General features: G+C 46.0%; 19 protein-coding genes. 8 read left to right on the forward strand and 11 right to left on the reverse strand.

The features are described 5' to 3' along the window. The first annotated feature begins 46 nt into the window (after window positions 1–46). From BFP72_RS15770 to BFP72_RS15785, 4 genes are all read left to right on the forward strand, one after another. Entirely contained in the window at window positions 47–1,186 is a 1,140-nt protein-coding gene (locus BFP72_RS15770) for a PLP-dependent aspartate aminotransferase family protein (protein ID WP_099600055.1), read from the forward strand. Window positions 1,187–1,219: 33 nt separating this feature from the next. Continuing rightward, entirely contained in the window at window positions 1,220–2,170 is a 951-nt protein-coding gene (locus BFP72_RS15775; RefSeq protein WP_099600056.1) for a methylenetetrahydrofolate reductase, read from the forward strand. A gap of 245 nt (window positions 2,171–2,415) precedes the next feature. Then, entirely contained in the window at window positions 2,416–3,189 is a 774-nt protein-coding gene (locus BFP72_RS15780; RefSeq protein ID WP_255397234.1) for a phenylalanine 4-monooxygenase, read from the forward strand. A gap of 428 nt (window positions 3,190–3,617) precedes the next feature. Further along, window positions 3,618–5,237: a M1 family metallopeptidase gene (locus BFP72_RS15785; RefSeq protein WP_099600057.1), complete on the forward strand. Its 1,620-nt coding sequence runs from the start codon at window positions 3,618–3,620 to the stop codon at window positions 5,235–5,237. Window positions 5,238–5,285: 48 nt separating this feature from the next. On the opposite strand, the gene BFP72_RS15790 is transcribed toward BFP72_RS15785, so the two are convergent. From BFP72_RS15790 to proS, 7 genes are all read right to left on the reverse strand, one after another. Then, window positions 5,286–5,900, reverse strand: coding sequence for a response regulator transcription factor (locus BFP72_RS15790; protein WP_099600058.1), 615 nt, complete (start codon window positions 5,898–5,900; stop codon window positions 5,286–5,288). After that, on the reverse strand, window positions 5,897–6,688 hold the full coding sequence (locus BFP72_RS15795; RefSeq protein ID WP_099600059.1) for a sensor histidine kinase: 792 nt from the start codon (window positions 6,686–6,688) through the stop codon (window positions 5,897–5,899). Before BFP72_RS15795 ends, BFP72_RS15790 begins: the two co-directional genes overlap by 4 nt. Continuing rightward, window positions 6,664–7,302, reverse strand: coding sequence for a hypothetical protein (locus BFP72_RS15800; RefSeq protein WP_099600060.1), 639 nt, complete (start codon window positions 7,300–7,302; stop codon window positions 6,664–6,666). The genes BFP72_RS15795 and BFP72_RS15800 overlap by 25 nt, the downstream gene beginning before the upstream one ends. Window positions 7,303–7,323: 21 nt before the next feature. Next, window positions 7,324–7,956, reverse strand: a complete 633-nt coding sequence (locus BFP72_RS15805) for a hypothetical protein (RefSeq protein WP_143520101.1) — start codon at window positions 7,954–7,956, stop codon at window positions 7,324–7,326. 194 nt (window positions 7,957–8,150) lie between these two features. Beyond that, on the reverse strand, window positions 8,151–9,131 hold the full coding sequence (gene floA, locus BFP72_RS15810) for a flotillin-like protein FloA (protein ID WP_099600816.1): 981 nt from the start codon (window positions 9,129–9,131) through the stop codon (window positions 8,151–8,153). Next, window positions 9,131–9,613: an NfeD family protein gene (locus BFP72_RS15815; RefSeq protein WP_099600817.1), complete on the reverse strand. Its 483-nt coding sequence runs from the start codon at window positions 9,611–9,613 to the stop codon at window positions 9,131–9,133. Before BFP72_RS15815 ends, floA begins: the two co-directional genes overlap by 1 nt. A 151-nt stretch (window positions 9,614–9,764) precedes the next feature. Then, window positions 9,765–11,249, reverse strand: a complete 1,485-nt coding sequence (proS, locus tag BFP72_RS15820; RefSeq protein ID WP_099600062.1) for a proline--tRNA ligase — start codon at window positions 11,247–11,249, stop codon at window positions 9,765–9,767. 118 nt (window positions 11,250–11,367) lie between these two features. Here proS and BFP72_RS15825 point away from each other — a divergent pair, with 118 nt between their 5' ends. Both BFP72_RS15825 and BFP72_RS15830 read left to right on the forward strand, forming a co-directional pair. After that, window positions 11,368–12,798 carry a hypothetical protein gene (locus BFP72_RS15825; protein ID WP_099600063.1) on the forward strand — a complete coding sequence of 477 codons (1,431 nt, stop codon included), beginning with the start codon at window positions 11,368–11,370 and terminating at the stop codon, window positions 12,796–12,798. Window positions 12,799–12,852: 54 nt separating this feature from the next. Then, entirely contained in the window at window positions 12,853–14,394 is a 1,542-nt protein-coding gene (locus tag BFP72_RS15830; RefSeq protein WP_099600064.1) for an OmpP1/FadL family transporter, read from the forward strand. 10 nt (window positions 14,395–14,404) lie between these two features. Here BFP72_RS15830 and BFP72_RS15835 read toward each other — a convergent pair whose 3' ends face one another. Genes BFP72_RS15835 through kbl form a run of 4 tightly spaced genes read right to left on the reverse strand, consistent with a single transcriptional unit; the run spans window position 14,405 to window position 18,640 of the window. Then, window positions 14,405–14,914, reverse strand: coding sequence for a shikimate kinase (locus BFP72_RS15835; protein WP_143520102.1), 510 nt, complete (start codon window positions 14,912–14,914; stop codon window positions 14,405–14,407). Between the two features lie 3 nt (window positions 14,915–14,917). Continuing rightward, window positions 14,918–16,687, reverse strand: a complete 1,770-nt coding sequence (locus BFP72_RS15840) for an ABC transporter ATP-binding protein (protein WP_255397235.1) — start codon at window positions 16,685–16,687, stop codon at window positions 14,918–14,920. Between the two features lie 15 nt (window positions 16,688–16,702). Continuing rightward, a complete protein-coding gene (gene truA, locus BFP72_RS15845) occupies window positions 16,703–17,446 on the reverse strand; it encodes a tRNA pseudouridine(38-40) synthase TruA (RefSeq protein ID WP_099600066.1) in 744 nt (247 codons plus the stop codon). 3 nt (window positions 17,447–17,449) lie between these two features. Further along, on the reverse strand, window positions 17,450–18,640 hold the full coding sequence (kbl, locus tag BFP72_RS15850) for a glycine C-acetyltransferase (protein ID WP_099600067.1): 1,191 nt from the start codon (window positions 18,638–18,640) through the stop codon (window positions 17,450–17,452). Window positions 18,641–19,001: 361 nt separating this feature from the next. On the opposite strand from kbl, the gene BFP72_RS15860 reads away from it, so the two are divergent. Together BFP72_RS15860 and BFP72_RS15865 are read left to right on the forward strand one after the other, a co-directional pair. Continuing rightward, on the forward strand, window positions 19,002–19,931 hold the full coding sequence (locus tag BFP72_RS15860; RefSeq protein ID WP_099600069.1) for an NAD-dependent epimerase/dehydratase family protein: 930 nt from the start codon (window positions 19,002–19,004) through the stop codon (window positions 19,929–19,931). A 132-nt stretch (window positions 19,932–20,063) separates the two neighbouring features. Beyond that, window positions 20,064–20,849 (forward strand): enoyl-CoA hydratase-related protein, encoded by a 786-nt coding sequence (locus BFP72_RS15865; RefSeq protein ID WP_099600070.1) that lies wholly within the window; start codon window positions 20,064–20,066, stop codon window positions 20,847–20,849. The last annotated feature ends 4 nt before the right edge of the window (window positions 20,850–20,853 follow it).

Below are 20,853 nucleotides of genomic sequence, written 5' to 3' on the forward strand. Positions count from 1 at the left end.
ATTCAATCAGCAGCACCGAGGAAAGAACATAACGAATCCAACTCCTATGAAATTTGGAACAAAAGCCGTACATGCTGGGGTAAAGCCAGACCCCACCACTGGAGCCATCATGACGCCTATTTACCAGACCTCTACCTATGTACAGCCGTCTCCCGGCAAACACAAAGGGTATGAATACTCTCGTTCGCAAAACCCGACCCGAGACGCATTGCAATCGAACCTGGCCGCTTTGGAGAATGCCAACCATGGATTGGTATTTGCATCGGGAATGGCAGCCATTGATTCGGTTCTGAGACTTTTGAAACCTGGCGATGAAGTTCTCAGCTCCAACGATCTCTATGGTGGCACCTACCGTTTGTTTACACAAATCTATCAAGAAGCAGGCATCAAATTCCGCTTTGTGAATCTCCTAGACCTGACTCGAGTCTCGGAGCATTTCAACGAAAACACTAAAATGGTTTGGATCGAAACTCCCTCCAACCCCATGATGAACATCATCGATATCAAAGGGCTAAGTGGAGTATGCAAAAAATTCAACGCGCTGTTTTGTGTGGACAATACTTTCGCCACCCCCTACCTACAAAACCCCATCAAACTAGGAGCAGACATCGTCATGCACTCCGTCACCAAATACATCTCAGGACACTCAGACGTAGTGATGGGGGCACTCATGCTCAACCGTGACGATCTCCACGAAAAACTTGCCTTCATACAAAACTCAACAGGAGCTGTAGCTGGACCTCAAGATTGCTTTCTTGTGCTCAGAGGGGTCAAAACACTGCACATCCGCATGCAGCGACATTGTGAAAACGGACGCCGTATTGCTTTCTTTTTGAAATCACACCCGAAGGTAAAAGACGTTTTTTGGCCGGGATTTGAAGATCACAAAAATCATGACATAGCCAAGCGGCAAATGTCCGACTTTGGTGGCATGATCTCCTTTGCACTCAAATCTGACAAAATCGAAAACGCAATTGCTCTCATGGAAAACCTCAAGCTGTTCTCTCTAGCCGAATCTCTCGGAGGGGTAGAATCACTCGTAGGCCACCCTGCCAGCATGACACATGCGACTATCCCACGCGAAGAGCGCCTCAAATCTGGTCTCAAAGATTCGCTTATACGACTAAGTGTCGGGATAGAAGATGCCGAAGACTTGGTCATTGATTTAGAAAAAGCACTGGGCTAATAAAACCATAACCTATCCACCAGAAACAGACGAATGCTAAATAATAAAATTGAACAGAACAAAAGTGGTTATTTATTCTATGGCTTGACTCCTCCCAAGGATAACACCGACGAGGAAAAAATCCATGCCATAGCCAGTCGCCAGATCGAAAGACTCAAAAACATCAATCTAGACGCCTTAGTTCTGTACGATATACAGGACGAATCTGCTCGAACAGACGTCCCTCGTCCGTTCCCGTTCATGCAGACGCTGGATCCTGGTGCATACAGTGCCCGCTACTTGCAGGATCTAGACGTACCCAAGATCATATACAAAAGTGTCGGCAAGTTCACCCAAGCGGGGTTTCAAGAGTGGCTGGCTACCAACCCCAATCAGATCGAGTACTCAGTATTCGTCGGATCACCTTCTACAGGGCAAGAAGGCCTATCACTCAACGACGCATACGAAATCAAAGAATCGGCAGATTCCAAGCTCATCATCGGTGGAGTCACCATCCCCGAGCGACATTTCAAAAAACAAGACGAACACTTACGTGTCGTACGCAAAATCGAAAACGGCTGTCGCTTCTTCATCTCCCAGTGCGTCTATAGTCTCGACAATGCCAAGGATTTCTTGTCCGACTACTACTACCACTGCCAAGACACGAACACACCGCTCGCACCCATCATTTTCACCCTCACTCCGTGCGGATCTGTCAAGACGCTGCAGTTCATGGAGTGGCTAGGCATCTATATCCCCAAATGGCTCAAAAACGACCTAGAGCGTTCGGAGGATATACTCTCACGCTCGCTCGACATCTGCAAAATAGTCGCCAAAGAACTCCTAGAATTTAGCCGAGTGAAAAACATTCCCATTGGGTTCAATATCGAAAGTGTCGCCATTCGCAAAGCGGAGATAGATGCATCTATCGATCTCTTGCGTGAAGTGGACATGATGCAGCGTGCCTCTGCACTCAAAAACGAACTACTCACCAACAAATCCTAGCCACACGCCAATCCAAGACCTTTAGTTCAATAGACACTAGGTTTTAGACAAAAAAGGCGTTCCGTTTTTGTCTAAAACCTAAATACTAGTATCCAGTTGAGGTTTCTGTGAAGTAAAGTAAGATGCGCGAAAGTGCATCGTTTAGTCCCAACAGTTACCAATAAAATTGTGCTACTCCGTACTTTTATGTAAATTCCATAAAAACTAACGTTTGTTAGTCTTCCTTCACCCCAAAATGATACACCATGTTGGAAAACAGAACACCTTATGCCTTTCCTACCGAACCGATGCATCAGGATTACAGTCAGTATTCTGAGGAGCATTTTGAGGTTTGGAAACGACTCTATCAAAAGCAAATCACCCTACTGCAAGACCGTGCTTCGGAGGCCTACTCGCAGGGTTTAGAAGTTTGCGGCTTCACGCCAAAGGAAATCCCAGTCTTAGACTCAATCAACCAAAACCTAGAAACTGCTACGGGATGGCACATCTATGTCGTCCCTGGCTTGATCGCTGATCAACCCTTTTTCGAGTTTCTGCACAACAAACACTTTCCTGTCACCACGTGGTTGCGCAGACTCGACCAACTCGAATACCTCGAGGAGCCAGACATGTTTCACGACGTGTTTGGGCACGTTCCTTTGCTCAGCAACCCGCACTTCAGTGAGTTCATGAAAGGACTGGCCGCCATCGCGCTCAAACACATCGATAGTCCACAAGCGATTGAACTGATGAGCAGACTGTATTGGTTTACAGTAGAGTTTGGATTGATCAGAGAGGATGGAAAAATCAAAATCTATGGCGCAGGCATCGTGTCCTCTCCTGGCGAATCGCTCTATGCCCTAGAAGACCCCAACGTGCCACGCATCCCCTATGATGTATCTACTGTACTCGACACGCCCTTTTACAAACACGACTTCCAAAAGCAATACTTCGTCATCGACAGCTACCAGACTCTCTTTGATAGCCTGCCCGAGCTAGAAGTCTGTATAGCTGCAAGAGCTCATTCCTCTTCTCTGTAACCCAATTATTGAGAGTAATCAGGTTACTCAAGCTCAACACAGTAAAAAACAATTCTTACAATAACCAACAGAACCACTTGATACTACCTTGAGTAATCACTTGCCTAGATTTAGTGTAACAATGCCCTCTTGGCTCGAAACCATCTCTAGGAATCGTTCAACGCTGACTATTTGCCATGTTTTTGATTGTCTTATCAGCTAAAAACAAGCTCTCGAAGGAGAAAATCAACTCGACATGAAAATTAGCCAATTACAATTGTCTCAGACCACATAGCTATCAAGACATATTGACAATAAATTTTGCTCCTTAGTTCTACCACGCAGACGCCCTCCCCAAACCTTCACCTGCTCAAATCTGACCACTCATATAAGTCCCCTGACTTATTGCTGACAAATTTGCGATATTAGCACACATAGATTCTACTATTATGCGCTACGTACTACTTTCATTATTGCTCTTCGCGGCTCAACTGAGCACAGCACAAACCTACGACAGACAAGACAGCCTACGTGGCACGATCACACCGGAGCGTGTCTGGTGGGACCTGACCTACTACCACCTGACCGTGGAGGTACTGCCAGAGCGCAAAAGCCTCGTGGGTAGCAACCTGATCCAGTACGAAGTGTTAGAACCGCATCAGGTCATACAGGTCGACCTACAGCCTCCACTGAAGATCACGCAGGTGACACAGGATGGAAAAGTACTTGATTTCAAATCCGAAGGCAATGCACATTTCATTTCCCTCCAAAAAGAACAAAAAAAAGGTGCTACAGAGTCCATCGTCGTGACCTATAGCGGCCAACCGAGAGAAGCAGTCCACGCGCCGTGGGATGGCGGCATCAGTTGGAAGAAGGACGAAAAAGGCAAGCACTTCATCGCCAGCTCTTGCCAAGGGCTGGGCGCATCGGTCTGGTGGCCATGCAAGGATCACATGTACGACGAAGTGGACAGCATGCTGATCAGTGTAGAGGTGCCCAAAGGCCTCATCGACGTATCCAACGGACGCCTCGTCAAGACAGAGGAAAACAAAAAGAAAAAAACGAAGACCTATCACTGGGCAGTCTCCAACCCCATCAACAACTATGGCGTCAACATCAACATCGGCAACTACACCCACTGGCACGAGACCTATGCGGGAGAAAAAGGGACGCTGGACATAGACAACTGGGTACTCCGATACAACGAAAAAAAGGCGCGTGCGCAGTTCAAAGAAAACCACCGCATGCTAGAAGCCTTCGAACACTGGTTCGGCCCCTACCCCTTCTACGAGGATGGATTCAAACTCGTAGAAGCGCCCTATCTCGGCATGGAGCACCAAAGCTCCGTTACCTATGGCAATAAATTTGCGAATGGCTATCTGGGCAGGGATCTGAGTGGTACAGGCTGGGGACTCAAATTTGATTTCATCATCATCCACGAGTCAGGACACGAGTGGTTTGCCAACAACATCACCCATCGTGATGCGGCTGACATGTGGATACACGAGAGTTTCACGGCCTACTCCGAAGGGGTGTTTGTAGAGTATTTCTACGGCACAGATGCGGGCAGGGAGTACATCCGCGGCACCCGTGCCAACATCCAGAATCAATACCCTGTAATCGGCGACTATGGCATCAACGCAGAGCATCACGATTCGGACGTGTACTACAAAGGCTCCAACATGCTCAACACCCTACGCAGCTGGATCAATGATGACGACAAATGGCGTGAAATTCTGCGTGGATTGGGAGAGGAGTTTTACCACCAGACGGTCACCAGTCAGCAGATCGAGGACTATATCTCTCAACACGCTGGCCTGAACCTAGAAGCCTTTTTTGACCAGTACTTGAGAGATATACGTGTACCGACTTTGGAATATTTCGCAAAGGACGAGAGCCTTTTCTACCGCTGGACCAACACCATTGACACTTTTGACATGCCGGTACAGGTCACCATCGATGGTCAACCTCAATCCCTCTCTCCACAGCAGGGCAAATGGCAGGAAGTCTCAGGGCATTCGCTGAGCCCTGACAGCAACTACTACATCTCCGTGATGAAAATCAAATGAGAGGTCGGAGGCCCATGAAAGATAAAAGAACGGCTCAATAAAAGGGGGCTAAATCAGACCGTTGTCTTTGGCGAATTGTACAACTTGGAGACCTTTATTTAGATCTAGCTTGCGCATGACATTTTTGCGATGGGTCTGCACGGTGAGTTCAGAGATGAACAACCGTTCTCCGATCTCACTGCTGGTCAACCCCTCAGCCATGAGCCGGATCACATCGATCTCGCGCTTGCTGAGCTTGTACTGACGCACTTCGTCTTCGGATTTGAATGCTTTCAACTGGTCGTAGTATGGCCTTCCATTCATCACCATCGAAATAGCCCCAAGGAGCTCCTTGCCCGTATTACTTTTAAGCAAACAACCATCTATACCAATCTTGACGATCTCCTCGACGAAGGACTTTTGGGCGTACATAGTCAAGATAATTATTTTGATTGCTGGATACGCCTTCTTGAGTTGCTTCGCACAGGTGATGCCGTCCATCACGGGCATGTTGATATCAAGTACTACTAGATCAACCTCATTGTTTTTGACGAACGCCAAGACCTCCTCTCCGTTGAACACAGAGCCTACAATCTCTACCTCTGCACTTGCACTTAGAATCACTTCCAAACCTTCCATTACGATCGCATGATCGTCTGCCAACAACACTTTGATTTCACTCATACCGGTATATCAATAATAAACGTAGTTCCCTTTTTTCCTGTTTGTAAAGTCATTTGACCATCCAAAGTATCAATTCTAGAACGAATACTCTTCAACCCCAAGCCTTTTTCGTGTTCTTCTGGCTTTTCGAACCCCACTCCATTGTCCTCAAAAATAAGACTGAGATGTCCTTGCGTTTCGGTCAGGTCAATATTGACTTGACTCGCTTTGGCGTGCTTCAAAGTGTTGTTGATCAATTCTTGGATGATACGGTAGACATTCAGACTCACTTGACTATCAATATCCCTGTCCAAGTGCACCTCAGTACTCACCGATATGCTGTGTGATTCGTTGAGTGCGTCGGTCAGTTCATATACCGCTGATTTCAACCCAAAGTGCATCAAAGCCTCGGAGTGCAGGCTGTGAGATATCCTCCGCGTCACTTCCGTGGCTCGTGCAGCTACCTCACTGATTTTACCCGCGAGGCGATTGCGAGACTCCTCATCCTTCTTCTTTGGGATAGTGTCAGACAGCATCCCTAGAGTCACTAGCATGCTTCCGAGATTGTCATGCAGTTCTTCTGCCACTTGTCGGTAGGCTTTATCTTTGCCTTCGAGCATGGCATAGGCAGACTTGAGTTCCTCCCGCTTGAGCAGGTCCTCGATCTCCTGATACTCCAGTTTTTTCTTGAGCAGTTTGCGCTGATAGAGGTAGATAAACAGGATGATGGATGCCACCAACAGCAGCATCCCACTGGTCCCAAGGACTAGGACCATTTCTACATTCAACGGGCTACTCTGGCTCTCCATAGACCTAAAGCAAAAAAAGCATTCTTCAGAATATTCAACACCATATTAATCATCCATGAAACCTTGCCTGCCCCAATGAACTCTGCACTCAGTAACCACAAAAAAAGTGTCCCCGATGTATAAAACAAAAAACCGACAATCACCCAAAACAACGGGTTGCGCTCTATGAATACTTCGGCCTCTTTGGCAAACAATTCATACAAGTACAAAATGCAAAGCCCCAATACCAGTACATTTTTGATAGAAATAGCATCGCTCCATATCACATGTATACCAAGATGAAAAAGGTAATAGGCTGTAAACGACAGGACGACAAAAAGGCAAAAATAGGCAGCCTTTGCCCTGCTCAATATGGCACCAAAAAAGAGAAACACCAAGCAAGTATCGATCAGATTGTAGACATTGAGAATCCAATACGTCGAGTTACCCGTCAGCTTATAATAAGAAAGAGAAATCAAATCGGAACTGAATGACAGCAGTACAATTCCAAACAGATAGTACAACTCTTTGGCCTTTATTCTTTGGCTAGACACCCATACGGCCAAAAACAATAAAGGTGAAAAAGTAGATGTATACTGCGCAACAAGTAGCACTAAGCCTGTATCCAATTTCATTTCCCCTTCTTAAACCTACGATTAGTTGCAAACAGGACAAGCCGTTGTATTGTTGTATCCTGGAGCGCCTGGCTCTCCACGCAACTCCATCACATCATCATCGAAAGTTGGGGCATCTCCACTAGGTAGAAGGACAAGATCAGTAAAAGATTTTTTACCCCCTCTTGCTCCTGGCTTTGTATAGATGTGCATCCCGACTCCTTGGATAGGCCACTTCGTTGTATCAGTCCCGTACTTCAAGTTGACAGCCATATATTGATCAACCATGTCTTGCATCGTCGAGATACCGATATAGAAACTCGAAGACACCGATACAGAGAACCCACTTGGCTGTCTCAATTTTTTACGAAATTTTTTAAACTGGGGCATTTCCACATTGACTATCGTGTCCTCCTCACTAGTCGTCAAAGCTCGACCCAAGTTTGGATAGATTCTTACATTCTTTGCAAATATCAGCTCCAGGGAATCCTGCACCTTCAGCTCCTCCAAATACTCCGGGTCATTGTTGTATGCTTTGACGGCATCCAAGCTCTCATATTCCATGATTTTCTCTTTCAACGACGCGTTTTCTTCTTTCAGGTCTGACAAGCTTGCCGAGTCCGTACAAGCACTCATCAGCATGACAAACACACCTAACAACATTAGATTTTTCATTTTTCAATAAGTTTAAGTAAATACATATTCCTTGAAAGTAAGGCTAAGGCAGGAGATTTCAAAGTTGTGTAGGATAGCCGTCAAATTAAATACCCTGTTTGGGGTATAAGTCAAATTTCATCCATCAATTGGAAGCATAAAAAAGGGCTGAAGATTTCTCCTCAGCCCCCATTTTCTTCACGGCACACAGGTTGTTACCTGTCATCCTTCTTTTTAGTTCCGCTAGACTTTGGTTTGGCGATGGACTCACGCATCTCAGTATCTGCTTTGATATTGTCCATCTTGTAGTAATCCATGATCCCAAGGTTACCATCACGAAACGCTTCAGCCATTGCCTTCGGTATCTCGGCTTCCGCCTCGATCACTTTGGCTCGTGCCTCTTGTGCTTTGGCCTTCATTTCTTGCTCTACAGCAACTGCCATCGCTCTACGCTCCTCTGCTTTGGCCTCTGCCACTTTGAGGTCTGCGGCCGCTTGATCCGTCTGTAGATCTGCTCCGATGTTTTTACCCACATCTACATCAGCAATATCAATCGATAAGATTTCAAATGCTGTACCTGCATCCAGCCCTCTTGACAAAACCAACTTCGAAATCTTATCGGGGTTCTCTAATACATCCTTGTGTGTCACTGCCGAACCTATCGAAGTGACAATCCCTTCTCCTACGCGAGCCAAAATCGTGTCTTCGCCGGCTCCTCCGACTAGCTGAGTCAAATTGGCACGCACAGTCACTCGCGCTACAGCAATCAACTGTATACCATCAGACGCTACTGCAGCGACTCTTGGTGTGGTGATTACTTTAGGATTGACCGAAATCTGCACTGCCTCAAACACATCTCTACCTGCTAGATCGATCGCTGCAGCTTGATTAAACTCCAATGCGATGTTCGCCTTGTCCGCCGAAATCAAAGCCTTGATCACAGACGGCACATGCCCTCCTGCCAAGTAATGTGTCTCCAATTCACTGGAGGTCACATCTAATCCTGCCTTAGTTGCTGTAATCAATGAGTTGACAATAAGAGACGGAGGCACTTTCCGTATTCTCATAAATACCAAATCAAACAACCCTACTTTCACTCCAGAAAATTGAGCTGTAATCCACAAGCCCACTGGCACGAAGTACAAGAAGATAAAAAATCCTACAATGATTATCATTGCATAAATGGCATAATACATCATATCTTATTCGTTATAATTAGTTCCACGTATATTTTATTCCCATCCATCTTGGCAATCTTGATGGCCTTATTTTCTTCAACAAACTGTCCTGAGGAGCGCACCTCTACCACGACGTCTCCAAAGTCTGCTTTGCCAATAGGCTTGAGCGAAGAACGAGTGACACCTTCTTGACCTAGTACCAAAGTACTTCCCAAGTTTTCATTGACTTTGGATTGGATTGACCCTTTGAGTGCAAATCGACTCCATGTATTGGATTTGAAACTGTAAACTATTGCACACACTCCGACAGTCACCGAAGCAGCAAGCACCCAATGTCCTGTCATCGTCCCAAAAAGCTCATAACTGTGATAGATACCATATCCACCCACCAAAAAACCAGCAATACCCACAATCGTCGTGCCTGGCACAAAGACGATCTCTATAATAATCAGTCCGATGCCTGCCAATATGAGTAAGCCAATGATGATCCAGTCTATCAAGGTAAAGATTGTTTTATTTTGGGAGCCTAAGATAGCCACATATCCGCCTCACCACCTAAACCCTATCAAAAAAAATGTCACCGATACCGAAAAATCCCAGCTTACATTTAGCCTCGATTTCTCTCAGTGACACTTTGGTATATTTTACTTTTTAGTATGCCTTTGCAAAAACAACACGCCCCTTGGATGGTGCTCCAGAATAGACACACTTGCCTTCTTCCTCTGGTTGATCGATCGGAATACAACGAATCGTCGCTTTGGTCTCATTCTTGATTTTCTCCTCAGTCTCCGCGGTACCATCCCAATGTGCATAGACAAACCCTCCTTCTTCGCTATTGATGATAGTCTTGAATTCTTCGTATGTATCTGCCGTAAACGAATGCTCCTCACGATATGCCAGTGCTTTCTTATAAATGGTCTCCTGTATATTGTCCAAAAGTGCCGAAATATTCTGTGCAAAATCATCATTCAACTGCATGACACTCTTCTCCAACAAATCCCGACGAGCGACTTCTACAGTACCATTCGCAAGGTCCTTTGGTCCGATAGCAATCCTCACAGGTGTCCCTTTAAGTTCATATTCTGCAAATTTCCACCCTGGCTTATAAGTGTCTCTGTTGTCAAACTTGACCGATACTCCCACCTTCTTTAGGTCTGCTTTGATTTTCAATGCTACTTCTGAGATTTCAGCCAATTGCTCCTCTCCCTTAAATATCGGTACGATAACAACTTGAAAAGGGGCCAATTTAGGAGGCAGTACCAAACCATTGTCATCCGAGTGGGCCATGATCAGCGCTCCCATGAGGCGTGTACTCACTCCCCATGACGTTCCCCACACATACTCCATTGCTCCGCCTTCTTTGTTGGCAAACTTGACATCAAATGCTTTCGCAAAATTCTGTCCCAAAAAGTGTGACGTACCCGCCTGCAGCGCTTTGCCATCTTGCATCAGTGCTTCGATACAATAGGTATCTTCTGCTCCAGCAAACCTCTCACTCTCCGTTTTGACTCCTTTGAGTACTGGCAAAGCAAGATACTCCTCCGCAAATGTTGCATAGACATTAATCATTTGCACTGTCTCGTCTATCGCCTCTTGTCTGGTAGCATGAGCAGTATGCCCCTCTTGCCACAAAAACTCAGCTGTCCTCAAAAAGAGCCGTGTTCGCATCTCCCAACGCACCACATTGGCCCACTGATTGATCAACAACGGCAAGTCTCTATACGATTGGATCCAGTTTTTGTAGGAGTTCCATATCACAGTCTCCGACGTAGGACGCACAATCAACTCCTCTTCCAGTTTGGCTTCTGGATCGACGACTACTCCGTTTCCATTTTCATCATTTTTTAATCGGTAGTGTGTCACTACGGCACACTCTTTGGCAAAACCTTCTACATGATCAGCCTCTTTGCTCAAATATGACTTGGGTATAAATAAAGGAAAGTAAGCATTGCTATGCCCTGTATCCTTAAACATCTCGTCCAGTACCGCTTGCATTTTCTCCCATATAGCGTAACCATACGGCTTGATGACCATGCATCCTCGCACCGCCGAATTCTCGGCCAAGTCCGCTCGCTTCACTAATTCATTATACCAGAGCGAATAATCTTCGCTTCTTTTAGGTAATCCTTTACTCATCTTGATTTTTTAATTCTTTGGTATGAAAATTGCAATATTTCCGAAGAGATATGCGGCAAATATAATTCTTTGTCGTATAATATAAACTCAATGTACCATCATTTAGCAGGAGGACTCTATGAAACTACAAATCACTAAAATAATCGGCATCACATCAGCGATCATTCTCTTCGGGAGTGCCGCTCCTACCGTAGCGCAAGTCTACGATGACATGTACTATACGAGCAAAGATCGTGAGAAAATAGCCGAGAAGGAAGAAGCCAAAGCCAACGATTCGGAAGAGGTCATCACTGCATACAACAATGACGCATATAACAATACCTATGCAGACAAGCAAGTCAATCCCGACTACCTCCAAAAATACAAAGACCAGACCAATACGAGTACAGCACAATCTTACGCTGATGCTCCTATCTATTCCCAATCGGATTATTATGTCGAAGGGTACGACGAGAATACCTCCTCCAACTACAACTCTCAACCCACAGGTACAACCATAGTCAACAACTACTATGGCAACACCTCCCCATACTATGGTGCAGCTTACCCTATCTACAGCCCAGCATGGGGCATAGGGTACAACGCTGGCTGGGGCTGGTCCCTGAGCTTTAACTATGGCTATGGGTATGGATACGGAGGAGGATATGGCTACTATGACCCCTTCTTCTACGACCCCTTTTACAGCCCAATGTACTGCTACAACCGCTATAGATGGTATGGTGGATACTATGGCTATGGTGGAGGCTACTATCCTAGCTATGGGCACTATCCCGAATACGTCTATTCGAGCAGTTCCGCTAGAGGCCCTCGTTACAGCAGGGGTTCAACCGTATCCACCAACAACGGAAGGCTGACAAGACTCTCTTCTGTCGAACCTGCACGCAGCAGTGCTTCACGTAGTTCAAACTCACGTACGAACAGTGTACAAGATCGCACGGCTACCACAGCCAGCAGATCAAGTAGCGCGCGTACCCGCTCTACGGCAGCCACTAGTACGGCACGCACCCGTTCCAGTCAAAATGAATACATCGCTAGAGACAGATCGTACAGCAGCGCGAACACAAGCATGTCCTCGTCACGTGCTACTCGCAACAATAGCACGCGCCCAACCCCAACAAGTAATCACACGACGACTTCTTATCAAAGAGCCGCTACATCAAGTAGCTCTAACACCAGAACAAGCGGAACCAGCTCTTCGACAAACTCAACTCGTACTCGTACACAAAGCACGAACACTAGTCAACGCTCTAACAGCAATACAACACCGCGTAGAACAAGCAATGCGCCAACGCAACGTTCTAGCTACTCCTCCACTAGCAACTCCACTAGACGATACCAAAGCAGTGGAAACTCATACAACAGTGGGGCTAGCAACAGTGGATCTAGAACCAACTATAGCAATGGGGCTTCAAGCGGGCGATCAAGCAGCAGCTATTCTAGAAGCTCAAGTGGATCTTCTAGATCATCAGGAAGTAGTAATTCTGGAAGCAGTAGCTCTGGAAGCCGGTCGTCTGGGTCCTCTTCCTCTTCGAGCAGAAGTAGAAGATAACCTTAATCCCAATAGAAAACCTCAATCCCAACTCACGAGAGATACAACATAGCTATGCTCAAGAAAAAAATTATCTCCCTCTCCCTGGTATTACTTAGTACGCTCTCAATTACTTCTGCTCAAGTGGCAGACGGGGCGTTTGGCTACTACAATGACGCGTTGCTCTTCAGCAGGACATATGATGGGGGGACAGCACGGATGCAAGGAATCGGTGGAGCGCAAGTATCACTGGGTGGAGATATCAATGCTGCCTATGCCAATCCCGCTGGACTCGGCTCGATCCGTAGGTCGAGCATGGCTATGACCATGGCCTTAGACTTCAACAACACCCGATCACAGTACTTCGACACTACTACCGACGGCTTCAAAGCAAATTTCAATATTGCCAATTTGGGCATGGCATTTAGCATGCTCAAAGAAGCAAACGAACCCGGAGCATTTAGAGGAGGAACTTTTGCTATCACAGTTACGAGAAAAAACAATTTCCACAGCAACTATCGCTACGGTGGATACAACGACACAGAGGTTGGCAAATCCTCCATCGTCGACTCCTATCTCGATCGTGCTTGGGGCATTCCAGAGGACGATCTTCAGGGTGACCTATTCGATGCATACAACCAATACTTGATCAACCCCTACATCGCGACAGACTCGCAAACTGGGCAAGATTTCACTGCCTATGACAAATTCATTGGTGACTTTCCTTTCCAAGAAGAAAATGTGCTAACACGCGGTGCCCAGTACGAGTGGGATTTCTCTGGAGGAGCCAATATCAACGACATCTTCTTTTTTGGCGCAGGTCTGGGCATCAGCACCATCAACTACTATACAGAGAGCACCTATACAGAGAGTGACTTCCTATACAACGGCCAGCCCGATCATGTTATCGATTTCTACAGTACCCGCAACACCCTACGAGTCAACGGTACAGGGATCAGCGGCAAATTCGGAATAATCGCTAGGCCAGCACCCTTTGTAAGGTTAGGCGCCACGGTCAACACTCCGACCTATTATGGCATGCGCGAAAAATCCTCGGAGGATTTTTGGACCGTGTACAACGAACTTATAGACAATCCAGATTATGAATACTACGACGAGTACCTCTCCAATTCCCGGTATAGCCTCGTCACTCCTTGGAAATTCACCACTGGAGCCTCCATCTTCATTGGAAAACGTGGGTTTTTATCTGCTGATGTAGACTTCATCAACTATGCAGAGTCCACACTACAATCCAATGATTTTGAAGTAGACGCGGACAATACTTCCATTCAAAACCTCTATACCAATACCATCAACTTTAGAATAGGAGGAGAATTTCGCATCAACCAATTTATGCTCCGAGGGGGCTATGGAATAGATGGAGATCCTTATATAGACAGTAGTATTGACAACAGCATACAGAGGATATCAGGAGGGATAGGTTACAAAAATGAAGCCTTCTTCATCGACTTGTCCGTGGTTCATACGCACTACGATTCACAACGGAGCCCCTACACGATATATAGTTTCGACGACCCTACGGACAACATCAGTCCTGTTGCAACCATATCCAACAACAACCTCAATGTAGCTCTCACTGCCGGCTTTTCTTTCTAAGAGAAACCTATCACAATGTCTCCAAGTACGCGACCACCTCGTCCATGTTAGAATCAGTGGTAAACTTAGCTTGCTGATAAAAAGGCAAGCGATGGTTGTATAGCTTAGTCATATCCGCAATTACCGTTTGATCTGGCATATCATTGACCAAAGGCCTCGTCGCTTTGTCTTTGAGTACGCGCTTGATAATGATCTCGAGTGGTGTATCCAAAAATATGGTGCAGCCAGCTTCATTCATGAGTTCCAGGTTGGAATTGAAGCAAGGTGCTCCCCCCCCCGTAGCAATCAAGGCAGGTTCGTTGAGTTGGGTAATCATCCCTAGGGCATAGGTCTCAAACATACGAAACTGATCCTCTCCTGCATCCGCAAAAATCTCAGGAATCGTCAAACCAGACATCTTTTCAATCTGTTCATCTAGATCAAAAAACTGTCTTCCTAGCTGGTCCGCCAGTTTTCTTCCAAAGGTGCTTTTGCCCGAGCCGGGCATACCTATTAAGTATATTTTCTTAGGGTAAGCCAATAGTTATTCACTTAATACCACTTCCTTGTATTGCATTTTGTGAAGCTGCGAATAATAACTGTCTTTCGCAAGTAATTCGTCGTGAGTTCCACTCTCCATGATCCGTCCGTGATCGAGGACGATGATTTTATCCGCATGCTGGATGGTCGATAGCCTATGCGCAATCACAATAGAGGTTCTCCCCTTCATCATCTTATCAATAGCCTTCTGTATAAGTTCCTCTGTCTCTGTGTCTACACTGGAAGTAGCTTCATCAAGGACGATGATTTTGGGATCATAAACCATAGCTCTCACAAAGGAGATCAATTGCCTCTGCCCCACCGACAGTGTGGCTCCTCGTTCCATCACATTGTATTCAAACCCTCCCGGTAGCTTGCTAATGAATTCACGAGCCCCTACTAGATCTGCTGCTTCTATGATTCTTTGGAGAGGAATATCCGGATTGCCCAACGAAATGTTTGCCTTGATCGTATCAGAAAACAGAAACACGTCCTGCAATACTACCCCTATATGTTGGCGCAAGGACTCCAAATCATACTCCTGTAGATCCACACCATCAATGCTTATTGCTCCCTTGTTGATGTCATAAAACCGACTGAGCAAATTGATCACCGACGACTTGCCAGCACCCGTAGCTCCTACCAGCGCGATAGTTTCTCCAGGTTTAACCTCAAAGCTGATATCCTTCAAGACATAATTTTCGTCGTTGTACGCAAACCACACCTTATCAAAAATCACTCCTCCTTCAAAATTTTCAGGAACATATGACCCCTCGTTGGGGATGTGCTCCGTACTATCTAGCAGTGTCATGATTCGATTGGAACTCACAATCCCCATCTGCAGGGTATTGAACTTATCTGCAATCATCCGAATCGGTCTAAAAAACATCATGATATACATGATAAAAGCAATCAACTCGCCAGGTTCGAAGACACTGTCGATCATCTGTATAGCACCATACCAGACGACCAAACCGATCCCTACCGCTTGGATCACCTCTGCTACTGGAAAATAAATCGAGTAATACAAAACTGATTTGATATTGGCCCGACGATGCTCTCGGTTGATTTCTTTGAATTTCCTCAATTCTTCTTCCTCACTATTGAAGATTTGTACGATGTTCATTCCGGTGATATGCTCTTGCACAAAGGAATTGAGATTGGCCACTGCAGCTCTCACATTATTGAAGGAGACTTTGATTTTTTCTTTGAAAATATAGGTCGCAAAAATCAATATCGGCAACATTGACAAACTCACAAGAGTGAGCCTCCAATTGGTGTAAAACATGAAACCGAGAATGAATACTAGCTGTAGCAAATCACCAATCATCATGGCTATCCCTTGACTAAATACATCCGCCAAGGTTTCTATATCCGACACGTTTCGAGTGACCAATCTACCAATCGGAGTATTGTCAAAAAACTTGAGTTTGAGTCGCTGAACATGCGCATATAAAGTCGTCCGAATGTCACGAATAATGTGCTGGCCTAGCCAACTCGACAGGTAAGTATGAAAATACTGCACGATCGCCTGTACCACCAACAAACCAATCAACAGCACAATCATCTCCACCAAACCATCAAAGTCGCCTTGAGCAACATCCGTATCGATGGCGACCTGTATCAAATAGGGTCTAATCGGCACAAGGATTGCCAGAGCAACAGTCAAAAATATCAACACATTAAACGACAGCATGTAGGGTTTGGCAAAGGCAAACAGCCGCTTGAGCACCTTAAAATCTACAATGTTTCCACTTGCCTTTTCTTTCTTCAAAACAGAATATTGAATTTAAATGTACACGTCTTTAGGATAGATGATATCCTTGAGATACAAGCCACAAGCCGGCACACTACGCCCAGCTCGGGTACGATCTCTACTTTCTAATATCGCGGCAAAAGTATCCAAATTAATCTTTCCCTCACCCACCAAAAGCATCGTACCCACCATCGCACGAATCATCCCTCGCAAAAATCTATTCGCACTAACGTGAAAATGGAATTCATCGTTGTACTCTTCCCATTTTGCATCAAATATTTCACACTGAAAAGTCTTGACCTCTGTCTGTACTTTGCTCAAACTCTCAAAATCCATCCATTGCTTTACTATTTCACAACTCGCATTCATCGCCTCTAAATCAACTGGAAATGAATACTGGTAGGAGCGTTTTTCCAAAAACGGGTTTTTGCGCTGATGCATCCGATAAAGGTACGATCGAGACACCGCTGCAAAACGTGCGCTCGCATCATCCTGTACCCTCCGGATCTCGTTGGCCGAGATATCCCAAGGCAGGAGGCGATTGAGTTTGTAACAAAGGTTCTGTACCTGTACTTCTGCAGGCAAATCGAAGTGCACTACTTGATTGAGTGCATGGACACCTGTATCTGTCCGCCCACTTCCTATCGTAGAAATCTCTTGACGCAATATCGTAGACAAGGCATCATTGAGCACCTGTTGCACAGTTGCCGCATTGTTTTGGACCTGCCAGCCGTGGTAAGCCGTGCCATCATATGAGATTTCTAAAAAATAACGCATCAATTATTGAATCACTCCGAGTTCTTTGCCAATTTTCGTAAAGGCCGCTATGGCTTGATCCAAATGCGACTGTTCATGCACAGCAGAGAGCTGTACCCTGATTCGGGCTTGCCCCTGTGGGACGACAGGATAATAAAACCCAATCACATAGATGCCTTCGTCGAGCAATTTGGCCGCAAACTCCTGCGATAGCACTGCATCGTAGAGCATGATAGGTACGATCGCCGAATCTCCTGGTTTGATATCAAAACCCGCCTCTACCATTCCTTTGCGAAAATAGGCCGTGTTACTCTCCAGTTTGTCACGCAACTCAGTCGTCTCACTGAGCATATCGATCACAGCGATAGATGCCCCGACTATAGAAGGCGCCAACGTATTCGAAAAAAGATACGGACGAGACTTCTGTCTCAACATCTCAATGACTTCTTTGGGTCCTGAAGTAAAACCTCCAGAAGCCCCGCCCAGTGCCTTACCCAACGTCCCGGTGATGATATCTACACGTCCCATGACGTCTCTGTACTCATGTACACCACGACCTGTCTTGCCCATAAACCCTGTCGAATGACATTCGTCGGACATGACCATCGCATCATACTGCTCCGCCAGTTCACAGATTTTGTCCAATTGCGCTACGGTACCGTCCATAGAGAACACCCCGTCGGTCACGATGATTTTGCACTTGGCATCCTGTGCTGCTATCAATTGCTTTTCTAGATCAACCATATCATTGTGCAGATATCTAAACCGCTGCGCCTTACACAGACGCACACCGTCGATGATCGAAGCATGATTGAGTGCGTCAGAAATGATCGCATCCTCTGGCCCAAGCAAAGGCTCAAAAACCCCTCCATTGGCATCAAACGCAGCAGCATAGAGAATGGTGTCTTCCATGCCTAAAAATGCAGATATCTTCTGTTCCAGTTCTTTGTGAATATCCTGTGTCCCACATATAAAACGCACTGAAGACATCCCAAACCCATGACTATCGATCGTAGCTTTGGCAGCCTCGATCACCTGTGGGTGAGAGGACAGTCCAAGGTAGTTGTTCGCACAAAAATTAATCACTGCTTTGCCCTCAGAGGTCTGGATATCTGCTCCTTGAGGGGTCGTAATGATTCTTTCCTTTTTGAAAAGCCCTTGCTCTTCGAGCTCACTGAGTGCGACAGTGAGCTTGCTCTTTAATGCTTTGTACATATCATTTTTGGATTTTGGGTTTGAAAATCTTTCTAGGAGATATAGGAGGAGATACACTTGGCTCTTGAGCCAAATATTTTCGTCTCAACGGATTGATTAAAAACAACTTTTGCTGAGTAAAACTATCGGGATGCATCTGCTCAAAATCAGACGCTAATGCCTCATAGAGCGACTGCTCTGCCAATTTAAATTTTGCCGAATCAATTTTTTTCGAAATTAAATACGACTCAAAGCTTTGATGATTTTCCATATCCGTAGACAAACAAATTGAGTTAGTGGGCAATTTATGGCTTTTGACGACCAAAATCGCAGTTTTTGAAATGGAAATCTTCCTACCTTTGGCTCACAACATTGAACCCTTATGAACAACATATTAGTGATCGGTGCATGCGGTCAATTGGGCGCAGAGCTCACCCTCCGTTTGCGTGAGCTGTACGGTGATGATCGTGTCATCGCTACAGACAAAAAAGAACCCTTAGAGGCTCTTCAAAACGGGCCATTCGAAGTGCTGGACGTCATGGACATGAGCCGTGTCAAAGAAGTCCTCCACAAGTACAAAATCACAGAAGTCTACCATCTGGTAGCACTGCTGTCTGCCACAGCTGAAGCCAGTCCACGCTTCGCTTGGGAACTTAACATGAACAGCCTTGTCAACATCCTCGACTTGGCAAAAGAGGGGCATTTCAAAAGATTATACTGGCCGAGCTCCATCGCAGTCTTCGGACCGAGCACTCCCAAACTCAACACGCCCCAAGAGACTTTCATGGATCCCAACTCGATCTATGGCATCAGTAAGCTAGCCGGAGAACGCTGGTGTGAATACTACCATGAGAAGCATGATGTCGACGTGCGAAGCATCCGCTATCCAGGTCTGATAGGCTACAAATCTCTACCTGGCGGTGGCACCACGGATTATGCTGTAGACATCTACCACAAAGCCAAGGCTGGGCTGGACTTTGAATGTTTTCTCAAAGAAGACACTCGTCTACCCATGATGTATATGGATGATGCTGTTCGTGCCACCATAGAGCTCATGGATGCACCTGCAAATCGCATATCCGTCAGATCTAGCTACAACCTCTCTGGCATGAGTTTCACGCCAAGTGAAATCTACGAAGAGATCAAAAAACACTATCCATCCTTCCAAATAAGCTATCGTCCAGACGAACGGCAGCATATCGCCGCATCCTGGCCACAAAGCATCGATGACTCTGTGGCCCGTGCCGAATGGGGCTGGGAACCAGCGTACGACCTTCAGCGCATGACTGAAGTGATTTTGGCCAACCTCTAATCCAACGATAGATGGTGCCCATGCTGGTAACACAAGCCTAGGCATGAAGCTGACCTGCGGATGATAATTTCTCGCTTAGCTAGTAATTATTGTCCGCATTAAATACATTTGGCCAAGCCTTTAATCAAAATAATGGAGGAACTTAAAAACCTACACATCGAAAAACGAGACGAGATTCTAATCGTCACTATCCAAAGAGAACCAGCACTCAACGCCCTCAATCGCGAGACATTGGATGAACTGGACACGGTGTTTTCAGAGATTGACGATGACCCATCTATCAAAGGAGTCATCCTCACTGGTGCAGGCGAAAAAGCCTTCGTAGCGGGCGCAGACATCAAAGAGTTTTCTCAAGTCAATGAAGTCAATGGACGCAGTATGGCCGAAAGAGGCCAAGAATTGTTTGAAAAAATCGAACGCCTCTCCAAACCCGTGATCGCTGCAGTCAATGGTTTCGCCCTTGGTGGGGGGTGTGAGTTGGCGATGGCTTGCCACATCAGGATAGCGGTCAAAACTGCCAAATTCGGTCAGCCCGAAATCAATCTGGGTATTATCCCAGGCTATGGCGGCACACAGCGTATGACTCGTCTGGTAGGAAAAGGAAAAGCCATCGAACTCCTCCTCACCGCAGACATGATCGACGCAGAAGAAGCCTACCGACTCCGGTTGGTCAACTATGTCTGTGAGTCCAAAGACAGCATGATGGACAAGGCTCTAGAAATCCTCAACAAAATCAAAGAAAAGGCCCCCATCGCAGTGGGCCTCATCATCGACAGCATCAATGCCGTACATACAAGTGGAGAAAACGGCTACCAAACAGAAGCCAATGCGTTCAGCAAATGCTGTGGCACCCAAGATTTCAAAGAAGGCACACAAGCTTTCTTAGAGAAAAGGAAGCCCAATTTCATTGGCGAATAATCTA

The organism is Reichenbachiella sp. 5M10 (assembly GCF_002742335.1).
Taxonomy (GTDB): Bacteria; Bacteroidota; Bacteroidia; order Cytophagales; family Cyclobacteriaceae; genus Reichenbachiella.

What these genes read in the sequence shown, in the direction of transcription:
- BFP72_RS15770 (WP_099600055.1), top strand. Translation starts at nt 47, where the DNA reads ATGAAATTTGGAACAAAAGCCGTACATGCTGGGGTAAAGCCAGACCCC.
- BFP72_RS15775 (WP_099600056.1), top strand. Translation starts at nt 1,220, where the DNA reads ATGCTAAATAATAAAATTGAACAGAACAAAAGTGGTTATTTATTCTAT.
- BFP72_RS15780 (WP_255397234.1), top strand. Translation starts at nt 2,416, where the DNA reads ATGTTGGAAAACAGAACACCTTATGCCTTTCCTACCGAACCGATGCAT.
- BFP72_RS15785 (WP_099600057.1), top strand. Translation starts at nt 3,618, where the DNA reads ATGCGCTACGTACTACTTTCATTATTGCTCTTCGCGGCTCAACTGAGC.
- BFP72_RS15790 (WP_099600058.1), bottom strand. Translation starts at nt 5,900, where the DNA reads ATGAGTGAAATCAAAGTGTTGTTGGCAGACGATCATGCGATCGTAATG.
- BFP72_RS15795 (WP_099600059.1), bottom strand. Translation starts at nt 6,688, where the DNA reads ATGGAGAGCCAGAGTAGCCCGTTGAATGTAGAAATGGTCCTAGTCCTT.
- BFP72_RS15800 (WP_099600060.1), bottom strand. Translation starts at nt 7,302, where the DNA reads ATGAAATTGGATACAGGCTTAGTGCTACTTGTTGCGCAGTATACATCT.
- BFP72_RS15805 (WP_143520101.1), bottom strand. Translation starts at nt 7,956, where the DNA reads ATGAAAAATCTAATGTTGTTAGGTGTGTTTGTCATGCTGATGAGTGCT.
- floA (WP_099600816.1), bottom strand. Translation starts at nt 9,131, where the DNA reads ATGTATTATGCCATTTATGCAATGATAATCATTGTAGGATTTTTTATC.
- proS (WP_099600062.1), bottom strand. Translation starts at nt 11,249, where the DNA reads ATGAGTAAAGGATTACCTAAAAGAAGCGAAGATTATTCGCTCTGGTAT.
- BFP72_RS15825 (WP_099600063.1), top strand. Translation starts at nt 11,368, where the DNA reads ATGAAACTACAAATCACTAAAATAATCGGCATCACATCAGCGATCATT.
- BFP72_RS15830 (WP_099600064.1), top strand. Translation starts at nt 12,853, where the DNA reads ATGCTCAAGAAAAAAATTATCTCCCTCTCCCTGGTATTACTTAGTACG.
- truA (WP_099600066.1), bottom strand. Translation starts at nt 17,446, where the DNA reads ATGCGTTATTTTTTAGAAATCTCATATGATGGCACGGCTTACCACGGC.
- kbl (WP_099600067.1), bottom strand. Translation starts at nt 18,640, where the DNA reads ATGTACAAAGCATTAAAGAGCAAGCTCACTGTCGCACTCAGTGAGCTC.
- BFP72_RS15860 (WP_099600069.1), top strand. Translation starts at nt 19,002, where the DNA reads ATGAACAACATATTAGTGATCGGTGCATGCGGTCAATTGGGCGCAGAG.
- BFP72_RS15865 (WP_099600070.1), top strand. Translation starts at nt 20,064, where the DNA reads ATGGAGGAACTTAAAAACCTACACATCGAAAAACGAGACGAGATTCTA.